Source organism: Streptomyces crystallinus (assembly GCF_039521265.1).
GTDB lineage: Bacteria > Actinomycetota > Actinomycetes > Streptomycetales > Streptomycetaceae > Streptomyces > Streptomyces crystallinus.
In genome coordinates, this window is record NZ_BAAACA010000001.1 from 1 (window position 1) to 25,149 (window position 25,149).

At 71.8% G+C, this 25,149-nt stretch carries 24 protein-coding genes; 13 read left to right on the top strand and 11 right to left on the bottom strand.

The window, feature by feature from the left end:
- The 5 genes from ABD236_RS00005 to ABD236_RS00025 all read left to right on the top strand — a co-directional run.
- On the top strand, positions 1–1,229 hold a 1,229-nt coding region (locus tag ABD236_RS00005; protein WP_425543786.1), incomplete at its 5' end, for an AI-2E family transporter.
- Between the two features lie 230 nt (positions 1,230–1,459).
- On the top strand, positions 1,460–2,581 hold the full coding sequence (gene recA / locus ABD236_RS00010; protein ID WP_344068004.1) for a recombinase RecA: 1,122 nt from the start codon (positions 1,460–1,462) through the stop codon (positions 2,579–2,581).
- 3 nt (positions 2,582–2,584) lie between these two features.
- A complete protein-coding gene (gene recX, locus ABD236_RS00015) occupies positions 2,585–3,241 on the top strand; it encodes a recombination regulator RecX (RefSeq protein WP_344068007.1) in 657 nt (218 codons plus the stop codon).
- A gap of 351 nt (positions 3,242–3,592) precedes the next feature.
- On the top strand, positions 3,593–4,204 hold the full coding sequence (locus tag ABD236_RS00020; RefSeq protein ID WP_344068010.1) for a helix-turn-helix domain-containing protein: 612 nt from the start codon (positions 3,593–3,595) through the stop codon (positions 4,202–4,204).
- Positions 4,201–6,792 (top strand): FtsX-like permease family protein, encoded by a 2,592-nt coding sequence (locus ABD236_RS00025; RefSeq protein ID WP_344068013.1) that lies wholly within the window; start codon positions 4,201–4,203, stop codon positions 6,790–6,792. Before ABD236_RS00020 ends, ABD236_RS00025 begins: the two co-directional genes overlap by 4 nt.
- Before the next feature lie 183 nt (positions 6,793–6,975).
- On the opposite strand, the gene ABD236_RS00030 is transcribed toward ABD236_RS00025, so the two are convergent.
- The 8 genes from ABD236_RS00030 to ABD236_RS00060 all read right to left on the bottom strand — a co-directional run bounded on the left by ABD236_RS00030 (position 6,976) and on the right by ABD236_RS00060 (position 13,409).
- Complete coding sequence (locus ABD236_RS00030) at positions 6,976–7,389, bottom strand: rhodanese-like domain-containing protein (protein ID WP_425543787.1); 414 nt, start codon at positions 7,387–7,389, stop codon at positions 6,976–6,978.
- Positions 7,386–7,961: a cupin domain-containing protein gene (locus tag ABD236_RS00035; protein WP_425543788.1), complete on the bottom strand. Its 576-nt coding sequence runs from the start codon at positions 7,959–7,961 to the stop codon at positions 7,386–7,388. Before ABD236_RS00035 ends, ABD236_RS00030 begins: the two co-directional genes overlap by 4 nt.
- 75 nt (positions 7,962–8,036) lie before the next feature.
- On the bottom strand, positions 8,037–8,249 hold the full coding sequence (locus ABD236_RS34965) for a putative leader peptide (RefSeq protein ID WP_425543789.1): 213 nt from the start codon (positions 8,247–8,249) through the stop codon (positions 8,037–8,039).
- Positions 8,156–9,760, bottom strand: a complete 1,605-nt coding sequence (locus ABD236_RS00040) for an FAD-dependent monooxygenase (protein ID WP_344068019.1) — start codon at positions 9,758–9,760, stop codon at positions 8,156–8,158. The genes ABD236_RS34965 and ABD236_RS00040 overlap by 94 nt, the downstream gene beginning before the upstream one ends.
- A gap of 143 nt (positions 9,761–9,903) precedes the next feature.
- Entirely contained in the window at positions 9,904–10,818 is a 915-nt protein-coding gene (locus ABD236_RS00045; protein ID WP_344068022.1) for an amino acid ABC transporter permease, read from the bottom strand.
- The gene (locus ABD236_RS00050; RefSeq protein WP_101390499.1) at positions 10,815–11,462 is read right to left on the bottom strand and encodes an amino acid ABC transporter permease; all 648 of its coding nucleotides are present in this window, start codon (positions 11,460–11,462) and stop codon (positions 10,815–10,817) included. Before ABD236_RS00050 ends, ABD236_RS00045 begins: the two co-directional genes overlap by 4 nt.
- 142 nt (positions 11,463–11,604) lie before the next feature.
- Complete coding sequence (locus ABD236_RS00055; RefSeq protein ID WP_344068033.1) at positions 11,605–12,525, bottom strand: glutamate ABC transporter substrate-binding protein; 921 nt, start codon at positions 12,523–12,525, stop codon at positions 11,605–11,607.
- A gap of 98 nt (positions 12,526–12,623) precedes the next feature.
- Positions 12,624–13,409, bottom strand: coding sequence for an amino acid ABC transporter ATP-binding protein (locus tag ABD236_RS00060; protein WP_344068036.1), 786 nt, complete (start codon positions 13,407–13,409; stop codon positions 12,624–12,626).
- Positions 13,410–13,661: 252 nt separating this feature from the next.
- Here ABD236_RS00060 and ABD236_RS00065 point away from each other — a divergent pair, with 252 nt between their 5' ends.
- Together ABD236_RS00065 and ABD236_RS00070 are read left to right on the top strand one after the other, a co-directional pair.
- Positions 13,662–14,366, top strand: coding sequence for a response regulator transcription factor (locus ABD236_RS00065; RefSeq protein WP_344068040.1), 705 nt, complete (start codon positions 13,662–13,664; stop codon positions 14,364–14,366).
- 15 nt (positions 14,367–14,381) lie between these two features.
- Positions 14,382–15,782 (top strand): sensor histidine kinase, encoded by a 1,401-nt coding sequence (locus tag ABD236_RS00070; protein ID WP_344068043.1) that lies wholly within the window; start codon positions 14,382–14,384, stop codon positions 15,780–15,782.
- A 30-nt stretch (positions 15,783–15,812) separates the two neighbouring features.
- Here ABD236_RS00070 and ABD236_RS00075 read toward each other — a convergent pair whose 3' ends face one another.
- On the bottom strand, positions 15,813–16,808 hold the full coding sequence (locus ABD236_RS00075; protein ID WP_344068046.1) for a TAXI family TRAP transporter solute-binding subunit: 996 nt from the start codon (positions 16,806–16,808) through the stop codon (positions 15,813–15,815).
- 97 nt (positions 16,809–16,905) lie between these two features.
- On the opposite strand from ABD236_RS00075, the gene miaB reads away from it, so the two are divergent.
- A complete protein-coding gene (gene miaB / locus ABD236_RS00080; RefSeq protein WP_344068049.1) occupies positions 16,906–18,402 on the top strand; it encodes a tRNA (N6-isopentenyl adenosine(37)-C2)-methylthiotransferase MiaB in 1,497 nt (498 codons plus the stop codon).
- Positions 18,403–18,609: 207 nt separating this feature from the next.
- A complete protein-coding gene (locus ABD236_RS00085) occupies positions 18,610–19,329 on the top strand; it encodes a class III extradiol dioxygenase subunit B-like domain-containing protein (RefSeq protein WP_344068052.1) in 720 nt (239 codons plus the stop codon).
- A gap of 179 nt (positions 19,330–19,508) precedes the next feature.
- Here the strand turns inward: ABD236_RS00085 and ABD236_RS00090 are convergent, their stop codons facing one another.
- Positions 19,509–19,748, bottom strand: coding sequence for an antitoxin (locus ABD236_RS00090; RefSeq protein ID WP_344068054.1), 240 nt, complete (start codon positions 19,746–19,748; stop codon positions 19,509–19,511).
- A gap of 82 nt (positions 19,749–19,830) precedes the next feature.
- A complete protein-coding gene (locus ABD236_RS00095) occupies positions 19,831–20,091 on the bottom strand; it encodes a hypothetical protein (protein ID WP_344068057.1) in 261 nt (86 codons plus the stop codon).
- Between the two features lie 183 nt (positions 20,092–20,274).
- Here ABD236_RS00095 and miaA point away from each other — a divergent pair, with 183 nt between their 5' ends.
- From miaA to ABD236_RS00115, 4 genes are all read left to right on the top strand, one after another.
- Positions 20,275–21,213, top strand: a complete 939-nt coding sequence (miaA, locus tag ABD236_RS00100) for a tRNA (adenosine(37)-N6)-dimethylallyltransferase MiaA (protein WP_344068060.1) — start codon at positions 20,275–20,277, stop codon at positions 21,211–21,213.
- 106 nt (positions 21,214–21,319) lie between these two features.
- A complete protein-coding gene (locus ABD236_RS00105; RefSeq protein WP_425543790.1) occupies positions 21,320–21,904 on the top strand; it encodes a hypothetical protein in 585 nt (194 codons plus the stop codon).
- A 79-nt stretch (positions 21,905–21,983) separates the two neighbouring features.
- On the top strand, positions 21,984–22,877 hold the full coding sequence (gene dapF / locus ABD236_RS00110; protein ID WP_344068729.1) for a diaminopimelate epimerase: 894 nt from the start codon (positions 21,984–21,986) through the stop codon (positions 22,875–22,877).
- 139 nt (positions 22,878–23,016) lie between these two features.
- Positions 23,017–25,104 (top strand): RelA/SpoT family protein, encoded by a 2,088-nt coding sequence (locus ABD236_RS00115; RefSeq protein ID WP_344068065.1) that lies wholly within the window; start codon positions 23,017–23,019, stop codon positions 25,102–25,104.
- Positions 25,105–25,149 lie beyond the last annotated feature (45 nt).

Consider the following 25,149-nt stretch of genomic DNA (forward strand, 5'->3'; position numbering starts at 1 on the left):
CCGCGCCGGGGGCGGCTCCGTGCGCCGCCGGGACCGCGGGGCCGCCGTCCCTGCCCGGCACCGGCGGCGCCGTGCGCATGCCGCGGTGGCTGCCGCGCGCGATGGTGCTGGCACTCGCCCTCTACGCCTGCTTCCAGCTCGGCAGCTGGGCCTTCCACCAGCTCATCGGGCTGCTGATCAACATCCTGATCTCGTTCTTCCTCGCCCTCGCGGTGGAGCCGGCGGTCAGCCGGATGTCTGCGCGCGGCATGCGCCGGGGCCTCGCCACCTTCATCGTCTTCTTCGCGGTGTTCATCGCCACGGCCGGGTTCGTCGTGCTGCTCGGCTCGATGCTGGCGGGCCAGATCGTCGACATGGTCGAGCACTTCCCCAAGTACCTCGACTCGGTGATCAGCTGGATCAACCAGACCTTCCACACCGACCTCTCCCGGGTCGAGGTCCAGGACAGCCTGCTCCACTCGGACTGGCTCCAGAAGTACGTGCAGAACAGCGCGAGCGGTGTGCTCGACGTCTCAGCCACCGTCCTGGGCGGCCTCTTCCGGCTGCTGACGATCTTCCTGTTCTCGTTCTACTTCGCGGCCGACGGGCCCCGGCTGCGGCGCACGGTCTGCTCCATGCTGCCGCCCGCCCGCCAGGCCGAGGTGCTGCGGGCCTGGGAGATCGCCGTCGACAAGACCGGCGGCTACCTGTACTCGCGCGGTCTGATGGCGCTGATCTCCGGGGTCGCGCACTACGTCCTGCTGCAGATCCTGGGCGTGCCGTACGCCCCGGTGCTCGCCGTCTGGGTGGGCCTGGTCTCCCAGTTCATCCCCACCATCGGCACGTATCTGGCGGGCGCGCTGCCCATGCTGATCGCCTTCACCGTCGCCCCCTGGTACGCGGTGTGGGTGCTCGGGTTCGTGGTGATCTACCAGCAGTTCGAGAACTACGTGCTGCAGCCCAAGCTCACCGCCAAGACGGTCGACATCCACCCGGCGGTCGCCTTCGGCTCGGTCATCGCCGGCACCGCGCTGATGGGCGCGGTCGGCGCCCTGATCGCCATTCCGGCGGTGGCGACGCTCCAGGCGTTCCTGGGCGCCTATGTGAAGCGCTACGACGTGACGGACGACCCGCGCGTGCACGGAAGACGCGAGCGGGTCGGAGACTCCGCCCTGGTGCGCCTACGCCGCGCGCTGCGCCGGAACCGGACCTCGGAGCCGGCCGCGCCGACGGGCGGCGACGACGTCTGAGACGGCCCCCGCAGCCGTCCGGCAGCCTCCTCGCCCGTGCCGCGTGGTGCGCTTGACACCAAAATCGAACATCCATTCAGATGGAAGCGCGGCCCGGTGTCCACCTGGGTTCCGCCGGGTTTCCGGTGGGGGTTATCCACAGGCGGGAGGGACTCCGGGGCCCATTGTCAGTGGCAGGGGTTAGCGTCTTTGACGTGAAGCGATCGACTCAAGCAAACCGGGTGGAACCCATGGCAGGAACCGACCGCGAGAAGGCGCTGGACGCCGCGCTCGCACAGATTGAACGGCAATTCGGCAAGGGCGCGGTGATGCGCCTGGGCGAGCGGCCGAACGAGCCCATCGAGGTCATCCCCACCGGGTCGACCGCGCTCGACGTGGCGCTCGGCGTGGGCGGCCTGCCCCGCGGCCGCGTGGTGGAGGTCTACGGCCCGGAGTCCTCCGGTAAGACGACCCTGACCCTGCACGCGGTGGCGAACGCGCAGAAGGCCGGCGGCCAGGTCGCCTTCGTGGACGCCGAGCACGCCCTGGACCCCGAGTACGCGAAGAAGCTCGGCGTCGACATCGACAACCTGATCCTGTCCCAGCCGGACAACGGCGAGCAGGCCCTGGAGATCGTCGACATGCTGGTCCGCTCCGGCGCGCTCGACCTGATCGTCATCGACTCCGTCGCGGCCCTGGTGCCGCGCGCGGAGATCGAGGGCGAGATGGGCGACTCGCACGTGGGCCTCCAGGCCCGACTGATGAGCCAGGCGCTCCGGAAGATCACCAGCGCGCTCAACCAGTCCAAGACCACCGCGATCTTCATCAACCAGCTCCGCGAGAAGATCGGTGTGATGTTCGGCTCGCCGGAGACCACCACCGGTGGCCGCGCCCTGAAGTTCTACGCCTCGGTGCGCCTCGACATCCGCCGTATCGAGACCCTGAAGGACGGCACCGACGCGGTCGGCAACCGCACCCGCGTCAAGGTCGTCAAGAACAAGGTCGCGCCGCCCTTCAAGCAGGCCGAGTTCGACATCCTCTACGGCCAGGGCATCAGCCGCGAGGGCGGCCTGATCGACATGGGCGTTGAGCACGGCTTCGTCCGCAAGGCCGGCGCCTGGTACACGTACGAGGGCGACCAGCTCGGCCAGGGCAAGGAGAACGCCCGCAACTTCCTGAAGGACAACCCCGACCTCGCCAACGAGATCGAGAAGAAGATCAAGGAGAAGCTGGGCGTCGGCGTCCGGCCCGAGGAGCCCAAGGCCGAGCCCGGTGCGGACGCGGCCGGTGCGACCTCGGAGGCGGAGGCGGCATCCGTGCCCGCCCCGGCCACCAAGGCCAAGACGGCCAAGGCCGCAGCTGCCAAGAGCTAGACCATGACACGCAGGACCGAATGGGCCGAGCCGGACGGGACGGGCCCCGACCGGGCCCGGTCCGCGCGGCCGGGCTCGAAGCGGGCCGGCTCCCGACGGGCCGGCCCGGAGGGATTCGGCGACGGCTCCGACTCACCGAGGGACGAGAAGGAACCGGCGCCGCAGGACCCGGCTGAGCGGGCGCGGGCGATCTGCCTGCGCCTGCTCACCGGGACCCCCCGCACCCGCAAGCAACTGGCCGACGCCCTCAAGAAGCGCGAGATCCCCGACGAGGTCGCCGAGGAAGTCCTCTCCCGCTTCGAGGAGGTCGGGCTGATCGACGACGCGGCGTTCGCGGGGGCCTGGGTCGAATCCCGCCACCACGGACGCGGCCTGGCCCGCCGCGCGCTCGCCCGAGAGCTCCGCACCAAGGGCGTGGACTCGGCGGTCGTCGACGAGGCCGTCGGGCAGCTCGACTCCGACCAGGAGGAGGAGACCGCGCGGGAGCTGGTGGCCCGCAAGCTCCGCTCCACCCGAGGCCTGGACCGCGACCGCCGCATCCGTCGCCTCGCCGGCATGCTGGCCCGCAAGGGCTACCCGGAAGGCATGGCCCTCAGAGTCGTCCGCCAGGCCCTGGAAGCCGAGGGTGAAGACGCGGACGACTTGTACGAGACGTACTGACTGTCGGCGGGCGGGCGCACCTTCGGCCCTGTTGTGGGACGGGGTCCGCCCGCTGCGCGCCCGCCCCCCCGCGAGGCCCTGGCCCGCCGTCGCCGCAGTCCACGGCCAGGTGCCCGCGCCGCCTGAGCCAGACGCCCCCGGTCACCCACCCGGGGGCGTTGCCGTGCCCGGGGCCCACACCCCTCCGTGCGCCCGCCTTCGCCCCGCTGAGCTGAGTTGAGCCGAGTTGAGCGGGGTTGAGCTGAGCTGCGGAAACCGTGCGCTCCCCACGCCGGGCGGGGGATATCCCCACCCCGAGGACGCCGGGGCACTCCAGTGCACAGGCATCTGTGCACAGGCGAGTGTGTACGCATGGCACAGGAACCCGGCGGTACCGAGATCGCGGATCTCGCCGCGCTCAAGGCGCTGGCACAGCCGCGACGGCAGCAGATCCTCCAGCACCTCTCACTCCACGGCCCGGCCACGTCCGCGATCCTGGCGCGCTCCCTCGGCCTGAACACCGGCGCCACCAGCTACCACCTGCGCGAACTCGCCCGGTACGGCTTCGTCGAGGAGACCGAGGGCGAGAGCCCGCGTCGACAACGCTGGTGGCGGGCCGTCCCCGGCGACCGGCGCTTCGTGCCCCGCAGCCGTCAGACCCCGCAGATGCGGCTCGTCATGGACGAGCTGAACCACCACGCCTACGCCGCCGACGTCGAACTCTTCGGGCGGCTCCAGCGCGAGAGCACCACCGACGACTTCGCCTACTCACGCAGCGAGATCCGGCTCACCGACACCGAACTCCGCCAGTTCTTCGAGGAGTACATCGCCCTCCTCAACCGCTACAAGCGGGCGGAGGGGGAGACGCCGGAGGGGGCACGCGTGGTGCACACCCGGTTGATGGCTTTCCCTGCCCCCGCCCCCGCCCCCCTCCCCACCCCCACCCCCGCCCCCGAAACTCACACTCCCGAGGAACCCTCATGATGTTGCGCTATGCCCTGCAGACCATCCGGGACCGCAAGGGTGGGTTCCTCGGGGCGTTCACCGCCCTCATGTGCGCGGCGGCGCTGATCACCGCCTGCGGAACGCTTCTGGAGACCGGGCTGCGCGGGAAGATAGCCACCGAGCGCTATGCCGCCGCGCCCCTGATCGTCTCCGCCGACCAGAACGTCCACGAGACCACGCTCAAGGAGAAGAAGGGCAAGACCAAGGTCAAGCACAAGGCCAAACCTGTCGCAGAGAGAGCGTGGCTGCCCGAGCGGCTGCTCCCGGCCGTACGCGCCGTCCCCGGTGTCAAGGCCGCGACTCCTGAACTCACCTTCCTGGCGCAGCCGTTGGTGAAGGGCGGAACGGGGCTGGCGTCGTACGGGCACAGCTGGGCGTCCGCTCCGCTCACTCCTTTCTCTCTGGTGCAGGGCCGTGCTCCGCGAGCGGCCACTGATGTCGTCATCGACCAGGGGCTCGCCACCCGCGCGCACCTTGCCCTCGGGGACCGGCTCGCGGTCCAGTCGACCCAGTCCCCGAAGACGTACACCGTCACCGGGATCGCTGCGCCCTCCTCCGGTCAGCTCAAGCGTCAGACCTCCCTCTTCTTCTCCGCGGCCGAAGCCGTACGCCTCGCCGCCCGGCCCGGGCAGCTCTCCGCCATCGGTGTCGTCCCGGAAACCGGCGTGGAGGTGAGCAAGTTGGAGGGCGACATCCGCGAGGCTCTCGCCGTCGCCGTGGGGGAGGGCGGGCGTGACCTCGCCGGGGACTCCGACCGCAGCGTCGCGCGGGTCTCGAGCGGGGACGCTCGAGGTGCGGTCGAGTTCCTGGACGCGGCCGGGGCCCGTACGAAACTGGTCTCCATGGGTGGGGCCATCGGCGGCACCTCCTTGCTCGTCGCGGTTCTGGTGGTCGTCGGTACGTTCGCCCTCTCCATACAGCAGCGCCACCGGGAACTCGCCCTGCTGCGGGCCATCGCCGCCACGCCCCGGCAGGTGCGCAGGCTGATCGGTCGCGAGGCGTTGCTCGTGGGTGCGGTCGCGGGGGTGCTCGGCTCCCTCGTCGGACTGCCCCTCGGAGCCTGGCTGCACGGGCGGTTCGTCGCCATGGGTGCTGTCCCGGCGACCCTGGAGCGAGCCGTCAGCGTCTTCCCGATGTTCGCCGCGCTCGCCGCGACCCTGCTCGGAGCGTGGGGCGCCGCTCGGATTTCGGCGCGCCGGATCTCGCGGATCCGGCCGGCCGAGGCCATGGCCGAGTCCGCCGTGGAGCGAACCCGTCCCGCCTGGGGCCGAATCGTCGCCGGTCTGGTCCTGCTCGCGGGTGGAGTCGTCCTCGTCGCCGTGCTCAGCGGGCTGCGCACCGAGCCCGCCTCAACCCCGGTCACCTTCCTCGCTGTTGTCGTCCTCGCGTCCTCCATCTCTCTGCTCGGTCCGCTGCTGGTCAAGGGCGCGGCCGCACTGCTCGCCGGGCCGCTGCGGCTCGCCGGTTCCGGTGGCCGGCTCGCCACCGCCAACCTGCGCGGGAACGCCGCCCGGATGGCCGCCGCCATCACTCCGCTCGCCCTGCTCATCGGTATGACCTGCACGGTCCTGTTCGTCCAGCCGACGCTCGGTGACGCCGCCCGCGCCCAGGCCCGTGAGGGCGTCCGCGCCGACTGGGTGGTCGTCGCGCAGGGTCCCGGCGTCCCGGCCCGCGCCGCCGAGAAGATCCGGGCGGTCCAGGGCGTCAACGCCGCCACCGAGATCGTGCGGACCACCGTCAGGGTCGGCCTCGACAAGTACCCCGCCCAGGGCGTCACTCCGGACGGGCTGGCGCGCACATGGGACCCCGATGTGACGCGTGGCAGCCTTGCTCCGCTCACCCGTGACAGGAACGCCGTAGCCGTCAGCCGACTCGCCGCCGACCAGCTGGGCTTGCGTCCCGGCAGCCCGCTCAAGCTCACTCTGGGCGACGGCACACCCGCCACCCTCACAGTCGCCGCCGTATACGCCCGCGGGCTCGGCTTCGGGGACATCACTCTCTCGCACGACCTGCTCGCCCACCACATGGACAACCCCCTCGCGTCTTCCGTCCTGGTCTCCGCCGCCAGTCCGGTTACGCAGAGTGAACTCACCGCCGCTATCGCGGAGTTCCCCAGCCTGTCCGTTGTCACCCGTTCGAGTGTCGACCGGCTCCAGGCGGACCGGCAGCGGGCGGGCGCCGAGGTCAACTACCTGGCCATGGGGTTGGTCCTCGCCTTCACCGCGATCGCCGTCGTCAACACGCTCGCCATGTCGGTGTCCGAGCGGGTCCGGGAGTTCGCGATGCTCCGGCTCGCGGGTGCCACCCGCCGCCAGGTGCTGCGGATGCTCCGGCTCGAAGCCGTCGCGGTGCTGTTGATCGCCGCGGTGCTCGGCTCGGGGATCTCGCTCGCCGTGCTCACCGCGTTCAGCGTGGGCATGACGGGCAGCGCGGCTCCGGCCGTCCTTCCGCTGGCGTATGCGACCGTCGTCGGGGTCGCCGGTCTGCTGGCTTTCGTCGCGACGGCCCTGCCTGGCCGGCTGGCGCTCACCGTGCGGCCGGTGGAGGTGGCCACCAGCAGGCAATAGGCGGACGTGGCCACCGGCAGGCAATAGGCGGACATGGCCGGCAGCAGGCAGGTGGTGAGCCCCCCGGCCTTCGTCTCCTGGCCCGGACACCTCCGCTCATCCGGTCCTCAGGGCTGCTGGCCAGCGGGCGTTCACCCGCCGACCGGCAGCCCTGCGTCTGCGGTCAACCGGTCCTGTCGAACCTCATCCGGCCGGTGCGGGTGCCGGCGCCGTCACCGGCAGCCCTTCCGCCCGCCACGCCTGAAATCCGCCCACCAGGTCCGTCGCCCGGTGCAGCCCCAACTGGCGCAGGGACACCGCCGCGAGGGACGACGCGTAGCCCTCGTTGCAGATCACCACCACGCGCAGGTCGTGGCTGGTGGCCTCCGGGGCGCGGTGGCTGCCCTGCGGGTCGAGGCGCCACTCCAGCTCATTGCGCTCGACGACGAGCGCTCCGGGGATCAGGCCGTCGCGCTCGCGCAGCGCCGCGTACCGGATGTCGACCAGGAGCGCCTCGCCCGCTCGCGCGGCCTCGTGTGCCTCCTGTGCCTCCACTCGGTCCAGTCCCGCGCGGACGCGGTCCAGCAACTCGTCGATTCCCAGCGGGTGTTCGCTCACTGCCAGTCCTCCGGGCGCTCGACGTGCTCGAGGCGCAGTACCGCGCCCGTACGGCTGTAGCGTCGGATCAGGGGCAGCGGCGGGTAGTACGCGTGGACCGAGATCGTGTGCTCGATCGTCGATTCGTTGCGCACCTCGTGCACGTGGTGCGGACCGAAAGCCCGCCCCTTCCCGGCCTCCACGCTCCGTGAACGGTCGACGTCCTCGGCGAGTTCCAGCGTCTTCCACCCCTCCGTCGGCAGCCTGGCCGCCAGGGAGTCCTCCTTGAGTGTTCCGGACGCCGTCGCGAAGGCGCCGTGGGAGCCGCCGTGGTCGTGCCAGCCGGTGCCGGTGCCAGGAGGCCAGCCGATCAGCCAGGCCTCGCTGCCGCCGGGGCCGTCCAGCCGGATCCAGGTCCTGCCCTCGGGGTCGAGCGGCAGGGAGGCCACCAGCGAGCTGTCGGCGGCGGTGCGGCGGGCGAAGTCGAGCAGGTCCGCCTCGGTCGGCACGGAGGCGGAGGGGGGTCCGGGCGGAGCGAGGCTGGTGGGGCCGGGCGTGGAAGGTCGCGCGGAAGGGTTCGTGGAAGGTGACACGGGGACCGTCCTGGGAGTTCGCGTGTGCGCGCGTACGCCGGACAGCGGTCCGGCGGCGCGAAGAGGAGAGGCGAATCAGCAGGACGGGCGACACACGCAGCCCGCGTAACGGACGAGGTCCATATGGACCCTCCGCCACAGGCGCACATCGGTGTCGGTCACGTACCGGAGTACACCATGTGCGCCTGTGTGGGTCAATTGATGTCCACGGTGCGGTCCTCCACGCGCGCGTGGACGACGGCGCCGCCCCGCGCCGCGTCGGCCGCCGTGTACAACTCGCCCGGCCACACCCCGCCGAAGGCGGCGACCAGATGCCCGTCGGGGCGTACGAGCAGCACGGTGTGGGCGGCCGCTCCCGGGTACTCCTCGGCCACCAGCAGCTCGGCGTCGGCGGGCAGGGCGTTCACCGCGGCCGTCAGGCGTGGCATCACCCCGGCGGTCAGCCAGTGCCGCCGGTCCCACACGCCCGTGCCGGGGGCGATCAGGACCACCAGGAGCCGCCCCCGTCCGAGCCGGTCCCGCAGGGGCACCACGGAGCCGTCCGGCGCCGTGACCGGGACGTCCTCGACCGGGGCGCCCGCCTCCGTGCCGACCGGTGTGTGCGCCTCGGCGGGTGGAGGCGCGAGGGGGGAGTGCGGATACGCGGGGGGCGCGCCGAGGGGGCCGCGCCCCAGGTGGCCGTCGGCGAGCAGCGCGTCGTGGCCGCGAGCGGCGCCAGGAAGGTACGAGCGCAGCCCTCCGCCGCCGCGCAGCACCGGCATCGCCTGGTCGGCGGCGCGCAGCCGGGCGGCGACACTGGCGCGGCGCTCCGTCTGGTAGCTGTCGAGCAGCACCTCGGAGGCGCCGTGGTGCCAGGCCTGCGCCAGCTTCCAGGCCAGGTTGGAGACGTCCCGAAGGCCCTCGTCGAGGCCCTGGATACCGACGGCGCCGAGCAGATGGGCGGCGTCCCCGGCGAGGAAGGCGCGGCGCACCCGCCAGCGGCGGGCCAGGCGGTGGTGGAGCGTGTACACGCCGGTGTCCAGCAGCTCGTACGAGGGGGTCGTGCCGCACCACCCGGCCAGCGTGTCGCGCAGCCGGCCCATCAGCGCGTCCGGAGTGACGAGTTCGGCGCGCGCGGGCAGCAGCCAGTCGATGCGCCAGATCCCGTCGGGCAGCGGGCGGGCCGTCACCTCGTCGCCCCCGGTGCGCCACGGCGGCAGCCGGTGCAGCAACGCCTCACCGGGCCACGGCAGTTCGGTGCGCAGGGCCACGACCGCCTGGCGCTCCACCGCCGTACGACCGGCGAAGCGGACGTCGAGGAGCTTGCGCACGGTGGAGCGCGCGCCGTCGCAGCCCACCAGGTAGCTGCCGCGCCACCAGGTGGCGTCCGGGCCGCCGGTGTGGGCGGCGACGCCGTGGTCGTCCTGCTCCAGGGCGTCCATACGGCCCGCGGACGCCAGCCGGACGAGCCGCGAGGCGACCGCCGCGTTCCGCAGGCCGCGGGTGAGGGCGTGCTGGGGGAGGTGCACCGGCGAGGGGCCGCCGTCGAGGCCGTCGCCGAAGGAGACCTGGCGTTGCAGGGTGCCGCGCCGCATGGCCCGCCAGCCCGTCCAGCGGGCCCCCTCGTCGCGTACCGCGGCGCAGCCGAGCCGTTCCGCGAAGGCGGCCGTGTCGGGCCGCAGGACGGCCGTACGGACCGGGCGGGGCTCCTCACCCCCGGAGCCCTCGTCCAGGACGACGGAGGGCACTTTTTGGGCGGCGAGGGAGAGGGCGAGCGCGAGTCCGACCGGACCGGCGCCGACGACGATCACCGGGTCCACGACGTGGCTCCCTGGGCCCGGCGGGACGGCTGGCAGGTGGCGCTGAGGACCCGGTGCACGATCACAGAACGTATGCAACCCACTGCGGGTGCTTGCGTCAAGTGACGGAGGCAGTGACGCGAGCGCCACTGCCTCCTGCACCGTCAGTTTGTCGTACCGCCCCGTACGTCGGGCGCTTCGGTACCGGCTCCCACGACCGTACCGACCGGGTCGGCGGCGGTCACCGGGGCCGCTGCCTCCGCCACGGTGATCCCGGTCTTCGCACGCCGGCCGCGCCGCTCGATCCAGGTGGCGAGCCCGGAGAGCGCCAGGCACATCGCCACGTAGATGGCGCCGATGACGACGATCGTCGACACGTACGGGTACTGGCCGTTGACCTGGGTGTTGCTCGCGATCAGACGGGCCGTCTGGAGCAGTTCGGGGTAGAGGATGATGAAGCCGAGCGAGGTGTCCTTGAGGGTCACCACCAGCTGGCTGATGATCGTCGGCAGCATCGCCCGGACCGCCTGCGGCATCAGCACGCTGGTCATGACCTGGGTCTTGCTCATGCCGAGTGCGTACGCCGCCTCGCGCTGGCCCTTGGGCACGGAGTTGACGCCCGCGCGCAGCACCTCGGCCTGGACGCAGCCGTTGTAGATCGACAGACCGAGCGCCAGCGCCCACATCGAGTAGTCGGTGAGGAATCCGACCCAGACGGCGTAGATGGTGATCAGCAGCGGGATCGAGCGGAACAGCTCGATGAAGCCCGTCGCGGCCCAGCGGACCGGCTTGTGGTCGGAGAGGCGGGCGACCGCCAGGAGCACGCCGAGGACCAGCGAGCCGACCGCCGCCAGGCCGAAGGCCTTCAGGGTGGCGACGACGCCGTCGGCGATGTTCTGCCGGATGCCCGAGTAGTTGAAGATGTCCCACATCTCGGGGGCGAGATGGCCCTTGTCCGAGAGTCGCACGATGCTCAGGGCGAGCAGCGCGAGGATGGCGAGCGAGCCGATGACGGCGTATATCCGGTTGCGTACGACGGCCTTGGGGCCCGGGGCGTCGTAGAGAACGCTGGCGCTCATCGGGCGACCTCCATACGGCTCTCCAGCAGGCGGAAGGCGCCGCTGATGGCGAAGGTGACGACCAGGTAGCCCAGGGCGACCCAGACGAAGACGGGGACGATGTCGTAGCCCTGGTCGCTCATCAGCTTCTGCCAGCCGAAGAGTTCGGTGACGCTGAAGGCGCCGGCGATCGCCGAGTTCTTGGTGAGCGCGATGAAGATCGAGCTCAGCGGCGGGATCACGGTCCGGGTGGCCTGCGGCAGCACGATCAGGCGCAGGGTCTGCGTGAACGTCATCCCGATCGAGCGGGCGGCCTCGGCCTGGCCCAGCGGGACGGTGTTGATGCCGGACCTGACCGTCTCGCACACGAAGGAGGCGGTGTAGAACCCGAGGGCGAGCGAGCCGAGCAGGAAGGGGCTCATCCCGGGGAAGAAGATCTCCGGGACGACGAAGAAGAAGACGAGGAACAGCAGGGTCAGCGGGGTGTTGCGCAGCAGCGTCACCCAGGCGGTGCCGAAGAAGCGCAGCGGCGGCACCGGCGAGACCCGAAAGCCGGCCAGCAGCAGTCCGAGGACCAGGGCGATGACCGAACTGACGGCGGTGATCTCCACGGTTCCTATGAAGCCGTCACGGAATTCCGAGAAGTTGTCGAGCAGTACGTTCATGAGGTCTCCGCGTCGGCGGGCGGCTGGCGGGCAGGGCCGGGAGCGCCCTCCACGCGCGCGTGGAGGGCGGCTCGGCCGGCTGGGTCGGCGGCGGCGCGGTCAGCCGCGCCGGCTCGGTGACACCCGTACGGGTGCGACCGGGTCAGTAGCGCTGGACGGCCGGCGGGTCGACGTACCCGGCGCCGGACAGGCCCAGGGTCGCCTCGTAGATCTTCTTGTAGGTGCCGTCCTTGACGTGCTTCTCGATCGAGCCGTTGACGAAGTCGCGCAGCGCCTTGTCGTCCTTGTTCATGCCGACGCCGTACGGCTCCTGCGTGAAGGGGTGGCCGGTCACCTTGAGCTTGCCGGGGTTGGCGGCCGCGTAGCCCTTGAGGATCGAGTCGTCGGTGGTGACCGCGTCAACCTGCTTGGTCAGCAGCTGCTGGACGCAGTCGGAGTACTTGGCGAGCTCGACGACCTTCGCGCCGTACTCCGGCTTCTTGATCTCCTGGAGCGGGGTGGAGCCGACGATCGAGCAGACCTTCTTGCCCTTGACCGTGTCCTTGTTGGTGATCGCGGTCTCGTCCTTGCGGACCAGCAGGTCGGCGCCTGCCTTGTAGTACGGGCCCGCGAAGCCGACCAGCTTCTTGCGCTTGTCGTTGATCGTGTAGGTGCCTACGTAGTAGTCGACCTGGCCCTTGGAGATGGCCGTCTCACGGACGCCGGAGTCGACGGTCTTCCACTCGATCTGGTCCTTGGTGAAGCCCAGGTCGGCGGCGATCATCTTGGCGAGCTCGATGTCGAAGCCGGAGCGCTCGTTGGTCGCCTGGTCCTGGAAGCCCAGGTACGGCTGGTCGGCCTTGGCGCCGATGATCAGCTTGCCGCGCGCCTTGGCGGCCTTGAACGTCGGGGAGTCGAGGGCGACGTCCTTGGCGACGGTGTACGTGGGCAGCTGCGGGGCGCCCGACTGGCCGGGCTTGGCGGCCTGCTTGTCACCCGCGGAACCCGACTTGCCGCCACAGGCGGTCGCGGTCAGCGCGAGCACAGCGATCGCCGCGAAGGCGGCGGACTGGCGGAGCTTCATGTGAACATCCCTCGTATCGCTTGAATCGCTCAGATATGGGGGCCGTCGGCCCGTCGGGGAGGGACGGCGCCGTGGCGGCGTGTCCCGGGTCGGCAGCCTCAGTGGTGAAGGATCTTCGACAGGAAGTCCTTGGCCCGGTCGCTGCGCGGGTTGCTGAAGAACTGGTCGGGAGTGGCCTCTTCGACGATCTTTCCGTCGGCCATGAAGACGACGCGGTTGGCGGCGGAGCGGGCGAAGCCCATCTCATGGGTGACCACGACCATCGTCATGCCATCGCGCGCCAGCTGCTGCATGACCTCGAGGACCTCGTTGATCATCTCCGGGTCGAGCGCGGAGGTCGGCTCGTCGAAGAGCATGACCTTCGGGTCCATCGCCAACGCGCGCGCGATGGCGACGCGCTGCTGCTGGCCGCCGGACAGCTGCGCGGGGTACTTGTCGGCCTGGGTGCCCACGCCGACCCGGTCGAGCAGGGCGCGGCCCTTCGCCTCGGCCTGTGCCTTCTCCGTCCGGCGGACCTTGGTCTGGCCCAGCATGACGTTCTCCAGCACCGTCTTGTGCGCGAAGAGGTTGAACGACTGGAAGACCATGCCGACGTCGGCGCGGAGCCGGGCCAGTTCGCGGCCCTCCTGGGGCAGCGGCTTCCCGTCGATCGTGATCGCCCCGGAGTCGACGGTCTCCAGGCGGTTGATGGTGCGGCACAGCGTGGACTTTCCGGACCCCGACGGTCCGATCACGACCACGACCTCGCCGCGCGCGATCGTCAGGTCGATGTCCTGGAGCACGTGCAGCGCGCCGAAGTGCTTGTTGACGCCGCTCAGCACCACCAGGTCGCCCGACGCGGGTGCCGCGTCCTCGGCGTCCTTGGCCACTGATACTCCGCTCATCGGCTTCCAGCTCCGCTCTTCCTCGGTTGGGGAGGAACGTAGTGCGCCGCTACGACCAGCGTCATTACATCTGAGCGGAAATTGAGCATCACGATCGGATAGCGGGGCGGCACTCTCCGTGAAGGGGGCGCGCGGTGCAATACCGGCTCCGTAACGGATGCCGCGCTCCGGTGGGTGTCCCCTTGACGCGCCCCCGCGGTATGGGCGTGGATGCGGGAGTACATGCCTGGCGACGCCTACGGAAGGGGGACGATGAGACTGCTGCTCGTCGAGGACGACGACCATGTCGCCGCGGCCCTGTCCGCCGTGCTCGCCAGGCACGGCTTCGCCGTCGTGCACGCGCGCAACGGCGAGGAGGCGCTGCGGGCGCTGCTGCCTGACGACCGCGCCCCCAAGGAGCCCTTCGGGGTCGTCCTGCTCGACCTCGGACTGCCCGACCAGGACGGCTACGAGGTCTGCGGGAAGATCCGCAAGCGCACCGCCACGCCGGTGATCATGGTCACCGCGCGCGCGGACGTGCGCTCGCGCATCCACGGCCTGAACCTGGGCGCCGACGACTACGTGGTCAAGCCCTACGACACCGGCGAACTGCTCGCGCGTATCCACGCGGTCAGCCGCCGCACCACCGCGGGAGAGGACAGCGGCGCCATCCCGGCGGTCGCCCTGCGGCTCGGGCCCGTCCAGATCGAGCTGCCCACCCGCCGGGTCAGCGTCGACGGCGAGAGCGTCCAGCTCACCCGCAAGGAGTTCGACCTCCTCGCGCTGCTCGCCCAGCGGCCCGGCGTGGTCTTCCGGCGCGAGCAGATCATCAGCGAGGTGTGGCGCACCAGTTGGGAGGGCACCGGGCGCACCCTCGAAGTGCATGTCGCCTCCCTGCGCTCCAAGCTGCGGATGCCCGCCCTGATCGAGACCGTGCGCGGCGTCGGCTACCGGCTCGTCGCCCCGGCCGCCCTGTAAGGCCCGACGCCCCCGGTGCGTACGCGACTCCTGCCGCTGCTGATCTTCCTGCTGGCCCTCGTCCTGATGGCGCTGGGCTTCCCGCTCGCGATCAGCGTGGCCTCGGCCCAGCAGCAGAAGGTCGTCGTCGACCGCATCGACGACACCGCGCGCTTCGCGGCGCTCGCCCAGTTCGTCTCCGCCGCCGACGGCAAGGACACCAGCAGCAGGGAGCGCCTCGCCACCCTGGAGGAGGAACTCGCCCGCTACCACGAGCTGTACGGGATCCGCGCGGGCGTCTTCTTCCGCAACGGCGTCGCCATGGCGAGCGCCCCCAGGGGCTGGGCCGTGCCGGACGACAGCAAGGGCGGAGAGGCCTTCCAGGAGGCGCTGGCGGGCCGCAGGAGCCACGATCCGCCCCAGGTCTGGCCGTGGCAGCGCGGACGCCTCGTGGTGGCCTCCCCGGTGGTGCGCGAGGGCGATGTGATCGCCGTGGTGGTCACCGACTCGCCCACCGGGCACATGCGTTCGGCGGTGCTGCGCGGCTGGCTGCTGATCGCGGCCGGCGAGGTGGCGGCGATGCTGCTCGCGGTCGGGGCGGCCTTCCGGCTCACCAGCTGGGTGCTGCGGCCCGTGCGCGTCCTGGACGCGGCCACCCACGACATAGCCACCGGGCGCATGAAGTCACGGGTCGCGGTCGCCGGCGGGCCTCCGGAACTCAGAAGGCTGGCCCGGTCGTTCAACGAGATGGCGGACAACGTCGAGGACGTGCTGGAGCAGCAGCGCGCCTTCGTCGCCGACGCCTCCCACCAGTTGCGCAACCCGCTCTCCGCCCTGCTGTTGCGCATCGAGCTCCTCGCGCTCGAACTGCCCGAGGGCAACGAGGAGATCGCCTCGGTGCGCGCCGAGGGCAAGCGCCTCGCCCAGGTGCTCGACGACCTGCTGGGCCTGGCGCTGGCCGAGCACACCGAGGCGGATCTGCGGCTCACCGACATCGGCGCGCTGGCGGGCGAGCGGGTGGAGGCCTGGCGTCCGCTCGCCGAGGACAAGGGTGTGCGGCTTACCGAGAAGCGGGCCGCCGTCACCGCCTGGGCGGACCCGGTGGCGCTCTCCAGCGCCCTGGACGCCGTCATCGACAACGCACTGAAGTTCACTCCGGAGGGTGAGGAGGTCACGGTCGCCGTCGCCGCCGAAGGCGACTACTCGAAGATCACTGTGACCGACCACGGCCCCGGCCTGACCGACGACGAACTGAGCCGCATCGGGGACCGGTTCTGGCGCTCGGGCCGGCACCAGAACGTCAAGGGTTCGGGCCTCGGCCTGTCCATCTCACGGACCCTGCTGGCGGCGGGCGAGGGAACCATCACGTACGCCCATCACGCGCCGCACGGGCTGCGCGTGACGCTCAGGGTGCCGCGGACCTCACCGACGGGCTGAGGACGCCCCAGGGCCCGCGCAGGGCCCGGTTCAGGGCTTGGTCGACAGGTAGTAGCGGCGGGCGCCGTCGTGCAGCGGCAGCGGCTCCGTGTAGATCGCGGTACGCAGGTCCACCAGCTGCGCGGCGTGCACCTCGCGGCCGATGGCGTCCCGGCTGCGGATCACCGTATGGGTGAACTCCTCGGTCAGGCCCCGGTCCGTACGGTCCGTGGTGACCAGCAGGTTCGCCACCGCGATCGTGGGTACGGCGACGCCCCGCTGCGCCTGCGGATAGGCGTCCGCGGGCATGGTCGCCGCCCGGTAGAAGCCGGTCAGGCCGTCCTCCGCGTGCAGCGCGGTGACCAGGTCGCCCAGCGGCACCAGACGGATCTGGTCCTGCTCGGACAGCCGCAGCACCGCGTTGGTGGGCAGCCCGCCCGACCAGAAGAAGGCGTCGATCTTCCCGGTCCGCAGCAGCTCCGGCATGGTGTCGATGCCCGCCGACACCGGAGTGATGTCGCGCGCCGGATCCAGCTTGGCGGCGGTCAGCAGCCGCTGCGCGAGCAGCCGCACCCCCGACCCGGGCTGGCCGATGCCGACCCGCTTGGAGCGCAGGTCCGCCGTGCTGCGCACCGAGGAGTCACGGGGCACCACGAGCTGTACGTAGTCGTCGTACAGGCGGGCGCAGCCACGTAGCCGGTCGCCCCCGGTGGAGCCGTCACGGAGGTACTTGGCCACCGCGTCGGCGGTCGCGATGGTGAAGTCGGCCTCGCCGGTGGCCACCCGCTTCAGGTTCTGCTGCGAGCCCTCGCTGGTCTGGAGCCGGACGTCCACCTCGGGAAGGTCGTCGGCGAGCGCCCGCTCCAGCAGCTCGCCGTACCGCTGGTACACCCCGGTCCGCACGCCCGTACTGAACGTGATCGTCCCCGACGGCCGCGAGGCCCCCAGCGACAGCAGCCACCACAGCAGCAGCCCGAACACCACCAGCGCCGCGACCGCCCCCTGAAGGGCACGGCGGCGGCTGACGCGGGGAAGGGCCTGGAGCATGGCGCGATCCTGCCAGCTCACTCCCCGTGATGGCCAGGCCCGGGGTCGGGGAAGGCGGGGCGGCCTGTCGGTGGGACCTCGTACCCTGGTGTACGAGATGAGCGAGGTAGAGGGTTTGAAAACGTACGAGGTGCGCACCTACGGGTGCCAGATGAACGTGCACGACTCCGAGCGGCTGTCCGGCCTCCTGGAGGGCGCGGGCTACGTACGCGCGCCCGAGGGCAGCGACGGTGACGCCGACGTCGTCGTCTTCAATACCTGCGCGGTCCGCGAGAACGCCGACAACAAGCTGTACGGCAATCTCGGCCGGCTCGCCCCGATGAAGACGAAGCGGCCCGGGATGCAGATCGCCGTCGGCGGCTGTCTGGCGCAGAAGGACCGCGACACCATCGTCCAGCGGGCGCCGTGGGTGGACGTCGTGTTCGGCACCCACAACATCGGCAAGCTGCCGGTGCTGCTGGAGCGCGCCCGCATCCAGGAAGAGGCGCAGGTCGAGATCGCCGAGTCGCTGGAGGCGTTCCCCTCGACGCTGCCGACCCGCCGCGAGTCCGCGTACGCGGCCTGGGTCTCCATCTCCGTGGGCTGCAACAACACCTGCACCTTCTGCATCGTCCCGGCGCTGCGCGGCAAGGAGAAGGACCGCCGTCCCGGCGACATCCTCGCCGAGGTCGAGGCGCTGGTCGCCGAGGGCGTCTCCGAGATCACCCTGCTCGGCCAGAACGTCAACGCGTACGGCTCGGACATCGGGGACCGCGAGGCCTTCTCCAAGCTGCTGCGCGCCTGCGGCAGGATCGAGGGCTTGGAGCGGGTCCGCTTCACCTCGCCGCACCCCCGTGACTTCACCGACGACGTGATCGCCGCGATGGCCGAGACGCCCAACGTGATGCCGCAGCTCCACATGCCGCTGCAGTCCGGCTCGGACACCGTCCTGAAGGCGATGCGCCGCTCGTACCGGCAGGAGCGTTTCCTCGGGATCATCGAGAAGGTCCGCGCCGCCATCCCGCACGCGGCCATCTCCACCGACATCATCGTGGGCTTCCCCGGCGAGACCGAGGAGGACTTCGAGCAGACCATGCACGCGGTCCGCGAGGCGCGCTTCGCGAACGCCTTCACCTTCCAGTACTCCAAGCGCCCCGGCACCCCCGCGGCGACCATGGAGGGCCAGATCCCCAAGGAGGTCGTGCAGGCCCGCTACGAGCGCCTGGTGGCCCTCCAGGAGGAGATCTCCTGGGAGGAGAACAAGAAGCAGGTCGGCCGCACCCTGGAGGTCATGGTCGCGGAGGGCGAGGGCCGCAAGGACGGCAGCACCCACCGGCTCTCCGGCCGCGCCCCCGACAACCGTCTGGTGCACTTCACCAAGCCGGAGCAGGACGTGCGCCCCGGCGACGTGGTGACCGTCGAGATCACCTACGCCGCCCCGCACCACCTGCTGGCGGAAGGCCCCACCGAGGCGGTGCGCCGCACCCGCGCGGGCGACGCCTGGGAGAAGCGCAACGCCGCCCCGGCGCAGCCCGCCGGAGTGATGCTCGGCCTGCCGAAGATCGGCGTCCCCGAGCCGCTGCAGGCTGCCACGGGCGGGTGCACCGTCGTCTGACGCGCATCCACGCGCGCGTGAGCGGCTTCGCCCACGCGCGCGTGGCAGGCGTCGAGCTGTTCGTCTACCGGAGCCCGCAGGTGCTCTGCCCACACCCGCGGCGGGCTCCGTACCTGCCCGCCGCATCACCTTCACCGCACGCGCGCGTGGCCGATTCGTGGTGCCCGTGCGGGGGCCGGACCGGGTGCACCCACTACCCTGCGGATCATGCTCGTAGCCGCCGCCGTCTGCCCCTGTCCGCCGCTACTGGTGCCCGCGGTCGCCTCCGGCGCCGCGCCGGAGCTCGATGCCGCGCGGGACGCCTGCGCCGACGCCGTGGGGCTGCTCGCCGCCTCCCGGCCCGATCTGCTCGTCGTGGTCGGCCCCGCCGAGCAGACTGCGCGCGGTCCGCACCCCCAGGGCGCGCCGGGGTCCTTCGCGGCCTTCGGAGTGGACCTGCGCGTCCATCTCGGCCCGGCGCCGGCCGTCCCGGACGACACCGCGCGCGAGCTGCCGCCCTCGCTCGCCGTGGGCGCGTGGCTGCTGGAGCGGTCCGGCTGGTCGGACGCCCCGGTCGAGGGCCTGGGCGTGGGCGAGCCGCTGGAGGCCGCGCGGTGCGCCGACGCGGGCCGGTCCCTGGCCGCCAGGGCGGACCGCGTCGCCCTCCTGGTGATGGGTGACGGCAGCGCCTGCCGCACCCTCAAGGCCCCCGGCTATCTCGACGAGCGCGCGGAGGCCTTCGACGAGGGCGTGGCGAGCGCGCTGGGCGCCGCCGACACGCGCGCGTTGCTGGAGCTGGACGCGGAGCTCGCGTACGAACTCAAGGCGGCCGGCCGGGCGCCCTGGCAGGTGCTGGCGGGCGCGGCCGAGGGCGCGGGCCTGGCGGGCAGGCTGCTGTACGAGGACGCGCCCTACGGCGTGGGCTACTTCGTCGCCGTCTGGTCCTGAGAGCCTGTTCCGGACCGCTGCCGTCCGCCGGAGGGCGCGCGCAGCGGCGGTCGGCACGCATCCTCTCCGCGCGCCGGCGCAGGTGAGGGGTGCGGGGTACGGGAGCAGATTCTGAGCAGGCCGCGGGCGCACGGGGACGGCCGCGGAGCTTGAGCGCTCCACGGCCGTCCCCGAGGTGATCAGGTCGTCGGGGGCGGAGTGCCGCCGTCGTCCTTGTGCGAGAGCCGGTCCAAGGCGTCCTTGGCCTTCCCCGTACCTGTCTGGATCTTGTCGCTGTACTTGCCCTTGGTCTTCTCGTCGACCGTCCTGGCGACCTTGTCCAGCCCCTGTCCGATCTTGTCCTCGTGCTGCTGCGCGAAGTCGGACACCTTGTCCTTGGCGGGGGCCAGCTTGGCCTTCAGGTTGTCCAGGAAGCCCATGGGGTCACCTTCCCTCTGCCCTCATCGCGGGGACGGCGCGCCCTCGACCAGGGGACGGTACGAAACGCATGCGTACGCCGCGTTACTTGCGGGCGCTCTCGCCGGCCTCGTTGTCCGCCGCTTCCTCCGCCGACTGCTGCTTGGGAATCTCCATCGCCTCGGCGGCCGCCGGTTCGGCGGGCTCCGCCGCCTCGGCCTCCGCCGCGGGCCCGGACTCCTCCACGGAAGCGGTGGCCTCCTCGGCCTCCTCGGCGGACTCGGCCTCGGCCGTCAGGGTGGCGGCAGCCGCCTCCTCGGTTGACGCCTCTGACTTCTTACGGCGAAACCTCGAAAAAACGCCCATATCTACTCCATAGCGTACTCGTGTGGGCGAAATCCCACCCCATCCGGAGCGCCTCATTGCGTCGCCCGGGGGCACCGGTTCGGCAAACCGGCGGTCGGAACCTCGCAACAGCCAACGAACCCGGATGCACGCCGTCACGTAGCTCGTTCGGGGAGGACGGTGGAGGTTTGCGAGACTGTGACCGTGAGAACTGCAGCTCCCGCACCGCGGGTCATCGCCGTCGTCGGCCCGACAGCGGCCGGAAAGTCCGATCTGGGTGTCTTCCTGGCCCAGCAGCTCGGCGGCGAGGTCGTCAACGCCGACTCGATGCAGCTCTACCGGGGGATGGACATCGGCACCGCCAAGCTGACGCTCCAGGAGCGCGGCGGAGTGCCCCACCACCTCCTGGACATCTGGGACGTGACCGAGCCCGCCAGCGTCGCCGAGTACCAGAAGCTCGCCCGCGCCGAGATCGACCGGCTGCTCGCCGAGGGCCGCACGCCCGTCCTCGTGGGCGGCTCCGGCCTCTATGTGCGCGGCGCGATCGACGTGCTCGACTTCCCCGGCACCGACCCCGAGGTACGCGCGCGTCTCGAGCGCGAGCTGGAACAGGACGGGCCAGGCGCGCTGCACCGGCTGCTGGCCGAGGCCGACCCCGACGCGGCGCGCGCGATCCTGCCCAGCAACGGCCGCCGCATCGTACGGGCCCTGGAGGTCATCGAGATCACCGGCAAGCCGTTCACGGCCAACCTGCCCGGCCATGACTCCGTGTACGACACCGTGCAGATCGGCGTCGACGTCGGCCGCCCCGAGCTCGACGAGCGGATCGCCGTCCGGGTCGACCGGATGTGGGAGGCGGGCCTGGTGGACGAGGTGCGCGCACTGGAGGCCCAGGGGCTGCGGGAGGGCCGCACCGCCTCGCGCGCGTTGGGCTACCAGCAGGTGCTCACGGCGCTCGCGGGGGAGTGCACCGAGGACGAGGCGCGCGCCGAGACGGTCCGCGCCACCAAGCGCTTCGCGCGCCGCCAGGACTCCTGGTTCCGCCGGGACCCGCGGGTCCACTGGCTGAGCGGCGCCGCCGAGGACCGCGGGGAACTCCCGCGGCAGGCGCTGGCGTTGGTCGAACGAGCGGTTACAGCCTGATCACGTGATGGCATCGGGACGCACCGCCGGTCATTCCGGCACCCGCGCGCGTGCCATCATCGACCTCGATCGACCAGTGGAGTCCGAGTTGGGAGGGCGCGTGGCGATGGAGGCCGGCCCTCGCGACAGAGAGCACGGAACGCGGGACGAGTCCGCGCGACCGGGTCCTTCGGAAGTAGCGGCAGTGTCGGAAGGGCCGGACGTGAGCGACGCCGGACGGGAGCCCGCCCACGGCGACGCCCCGCAGCCGAGCCCCGCGGAGCTGAGCGTCGGCGCCCTGGGCCCGACCGTGCCGGGCGCCGTCGGCCTCACCCCCGACGGTCCGCAGGACGACGGTGTGCTCGCCGAGGGCGGCGAGGTCGAGGTCGAGATCCGCCCGCAGCGCCGACTGCGGATCTGGCAGCTGGCGCCGATCGTGATGCTCGCCGCCATGGGCTCGCTGATGTTCGCCTTCCCGCTCGCCTTCGAGTTCGGCGACGGCGGCCCGGTCGTGGCCATGCTCGGCCTCCTGATCAGTTGCTGCGCCGCCGGCTGGGGCATGATGGCCGCCCGCCGCGTCGGCTACACCTGGCCCGGACTGCCCGAGCGCGGCTCCGGCGAGCGGCCCGACTGGCGCGTGATCGGGCTGTACGTGGCGGGGCTCGCCGTGGCGGTGGCCCTGGCCGTGTGGCGCGTCGCCCGGCTGCGCTGAGCACACCCCCGCCCGGGCACTCGGCCCGCCCGTCTCGTCATACGGCGCCCCCGGCCCGTTGTCAGTGGGCACCCGTACGATTGACGGCGTGAACAACACCTCGCCGCTCACCTTCCTCAAGGGCCACGGGACCGAGAACGACTTCGTGATCCTCCCGGACCCGGACAACGCCGTGGACCTGCCCGCGTCCACCGTCGCCCGGCTGTGCGACCGCCGCGCCGGCATCGGCGGCGACGGGCTGCTCCACGTCGTGCGCAGCGCCGCCCACCCCGAGGCGAAGGCGATGGCCGGCGAGGCCGAGTGGTTCATGGACTACCGCAACTCGGACGGCTCGATCGCCGAGATGTGCGGCAACGGAGTGCGCGTCTTCGCCGGATACCTCCAGCGCGCCGGGCTCGTCGAGGAGGGCGACCTGGCCATCGCCACCCGGGGCGGCGTCAAGAAGGCACACATCGCGAAGAACGGCGACGTCACGGTCTCCATGGGCCGCGCCGTGCTGCCCGAGGAGGGCGTCACGGTCGCGCTGGACGGCCGCAGCTGGCCCGCCCGCAACGTCAACATGGGCAATCCGCATGCGGTCGCCTTCGTCGAGGACCTGGCCCACGCGGGCGAGCTGCGCGCGGTGCCGCCGTACAGCCCGGCCGCCGTCTACCCCGAGGGGGTGAACGTCGAGTTCGTCGTCGACCGGGGCCCCGGCCATGTGGCGATGAGGGTGTACGAGCGCGGCTCCGGCGAGACCCGCTCGTGCGGTACGGGCGCGTGCGCGGTCGCGGTGGCCGCGGCGCGCAGGGACGGCGCGGACCCCGCCGTCACCGGTGCCCCCGTGACGTACACGGTGGACCTCCCGGGCGGGACGCTGGTCATCACGGAGTTCCCCGACGGCGAGATCGAGATGACCGGTCCTGCCGTGATCGTCGCCGAAGGCGTGATCGACCCGGTCCTCCTGGCACCGGTTGAAACGGCCGTGGCCTGAACCTTCGCTCGAATGGGTGATCCGGTTCACGCTGAGCGAGAGCCGGACTGCGCCACGTGGTGGGGTCGGTAGCATCAAGCACCGGCCCGGAGGGCACGCCTGCCTTTCCACCGCCGGTCGATGCTGCCGGAGGTGCCCCATGAGTGCAGAGGCCACGAATCCTGACGCACAGAGTCGCCGACGCGGCCTTCCCAGGATCGACCTCCGCAGGCTGGGCCGCGCCGCCCTGCTGGGCCCCACCTCCCGCGACCGGCTGCCCGACGCCATCGGGCACGTCGCCGAGGCGCACCGGGCCCACCATCCGGACGCTGACCTCGCGGTGCTGCGGCGCGCGTACGTCCTCGCGGAAACGTCCCACCGCGGCCAGTTCCGCAAGAGCGGCGAGCCGTACATCACGCATCCGCTGGCCGTCACCCTGATCCTCGCCGAACTGGGCGCCGAGACCACCACGTTGACCGCCTCACTGCTGCACGACACCGTCGAGGACACCGAGGTGACGCTCGATCAGGTGCGCGCGGAGTTCGGCGAGGAAGTCACCTATCTGGTCGACGGTGTCACCAAGCTGGAGAAGGTCGACTACGGGGCGGCGGCCGAGCCCGAGACCTTCCGCAAGATGCTCGTCGCCACCGGCAACGACGTACGTGTGATGTCGATCAAGCTCGCGGACCGGCTGCACAACATGCGCACCCTGGGAGTGATGCGCCCGGAGAAACAGGCGAGGATCGCCAAGGTCACCCGGGACGTGCTGATCCCGCTCGCCGAACGGCTCGGGGTGCAGGCCCTCAAGACCGAGCTGGAGGATCTGGTTTTCGCCATCCTTCACCCCGAGGAATACGAGCGCACCCGGGCCCTGATCGCGGCCAACTCCGGTACCGAGGACCCGCTGACCACCATCGCGGACGGCGTCCGGGCCGTGCTGCGCGAGGCGGGCATCAGCGCCGAAGTCCTCATCCGGCCACGCCACTTCGTCTCCGTCCACCGCGTCCAGCTCAAACGCGGAGAGCTGCGCGGCACCGACTTCGGCCGGCTGCTCGTCCTGGTCGCCGAGGACGCCGACTGCTACGCCGTCCTCGGCGAGCTGCACACCTGCTTCACCCCGGTGATCTCCGAGTTCAAGGACTTCATCGCCGCCCCCAAGTTCAACCTCTACCAGTCGCTGCACACGGCGGTGGCCAGCTCCGACGGCGCCGTGGCCGAAGTCCTCATCCGCACCCACCAGATGCACAAGGTCGCCGAGGCGGGCGTCGTGGCGCTCGGCAACCCGTACGCGGGCGGCGGGCCCGGCGACGGCGTCGACCCGGCGGCCGACGAGCGCGAGGACCCCACCCGCCCCGGCTGGCTCTCCCGCCTCCTGGACTGGCAGCAGAGCGCGCCCGACCCCGACACCTTCTGGTCCTCGCTGCGGGAGGAGCTGGCGCAGGACCGCGAGATCACCGTCTTCGGCGCCGACGGCCGCACCCTGGGCCTGCCGGCCGGCGCGAGCTGTGTGGACGCCGCGTACGCCCAGTACGGCGAGGCCGCCCATGGGTGCATCGGCGCGCGCGTCAACGGCCGTCTGGCGACGCTCAGCACGGTCCTGAGCGACGGCGACACCGTGCAGCCGCTGCTCGCCCAGGACGCCGCCTCCGGGCCGTCCCCGGACTGGCTGGACCACGCCAGAACCCCGGCCGCGCGGATCGCCATCACCGGCTGGCTCACCGCCCACCCCGAAGGGGTCAAGGTCCCGGCCGCCGCGCCCCGCCCGCAGGTCTCCGTCACCGCCGACCGGCGCAGCGCCGCCAACGCGGTGACCGACCTGCCGGACGCGACGGTCCGGCTCGCGGGGTGCTGTACGCCGGTGCCGCCGGACGCGGTCACCGGCTTCGCGGTGCGCGGGGGCGCCGTGACCGTGCACCGCGAGGAGTGCCCCGCGGTGGCCCGTATGACGGCGCTGGGGCGGGCCAGGGTCGGGGTGCGCTGGGGCGACACCGCCGCCTGCCGGGTCACGCTGGTGGCCGAGGCGTTCGGCCGCCCGCGGCTGCTCGCCGACCTCACCGAGGCCATCGCCACCGCGGGCGCCGCGATCGTCTCCGCCACCGTCGAGCCGCCCAGCGAGCAGCGGGTGCGGCACACCTACACACTCCAGCTGGCCGACGCCGCCGAGCTGCCCGCCCTGATGCGGGTGATGCGCGATGTGGCGGGGGTGTACGACGTGAGCCGGGCGCAGCACCCGGCCGCGGCGGGCTGAACCGACGGGCCGACGCTCGTTCGGGTGACGTGGTGCGCGTCGGCC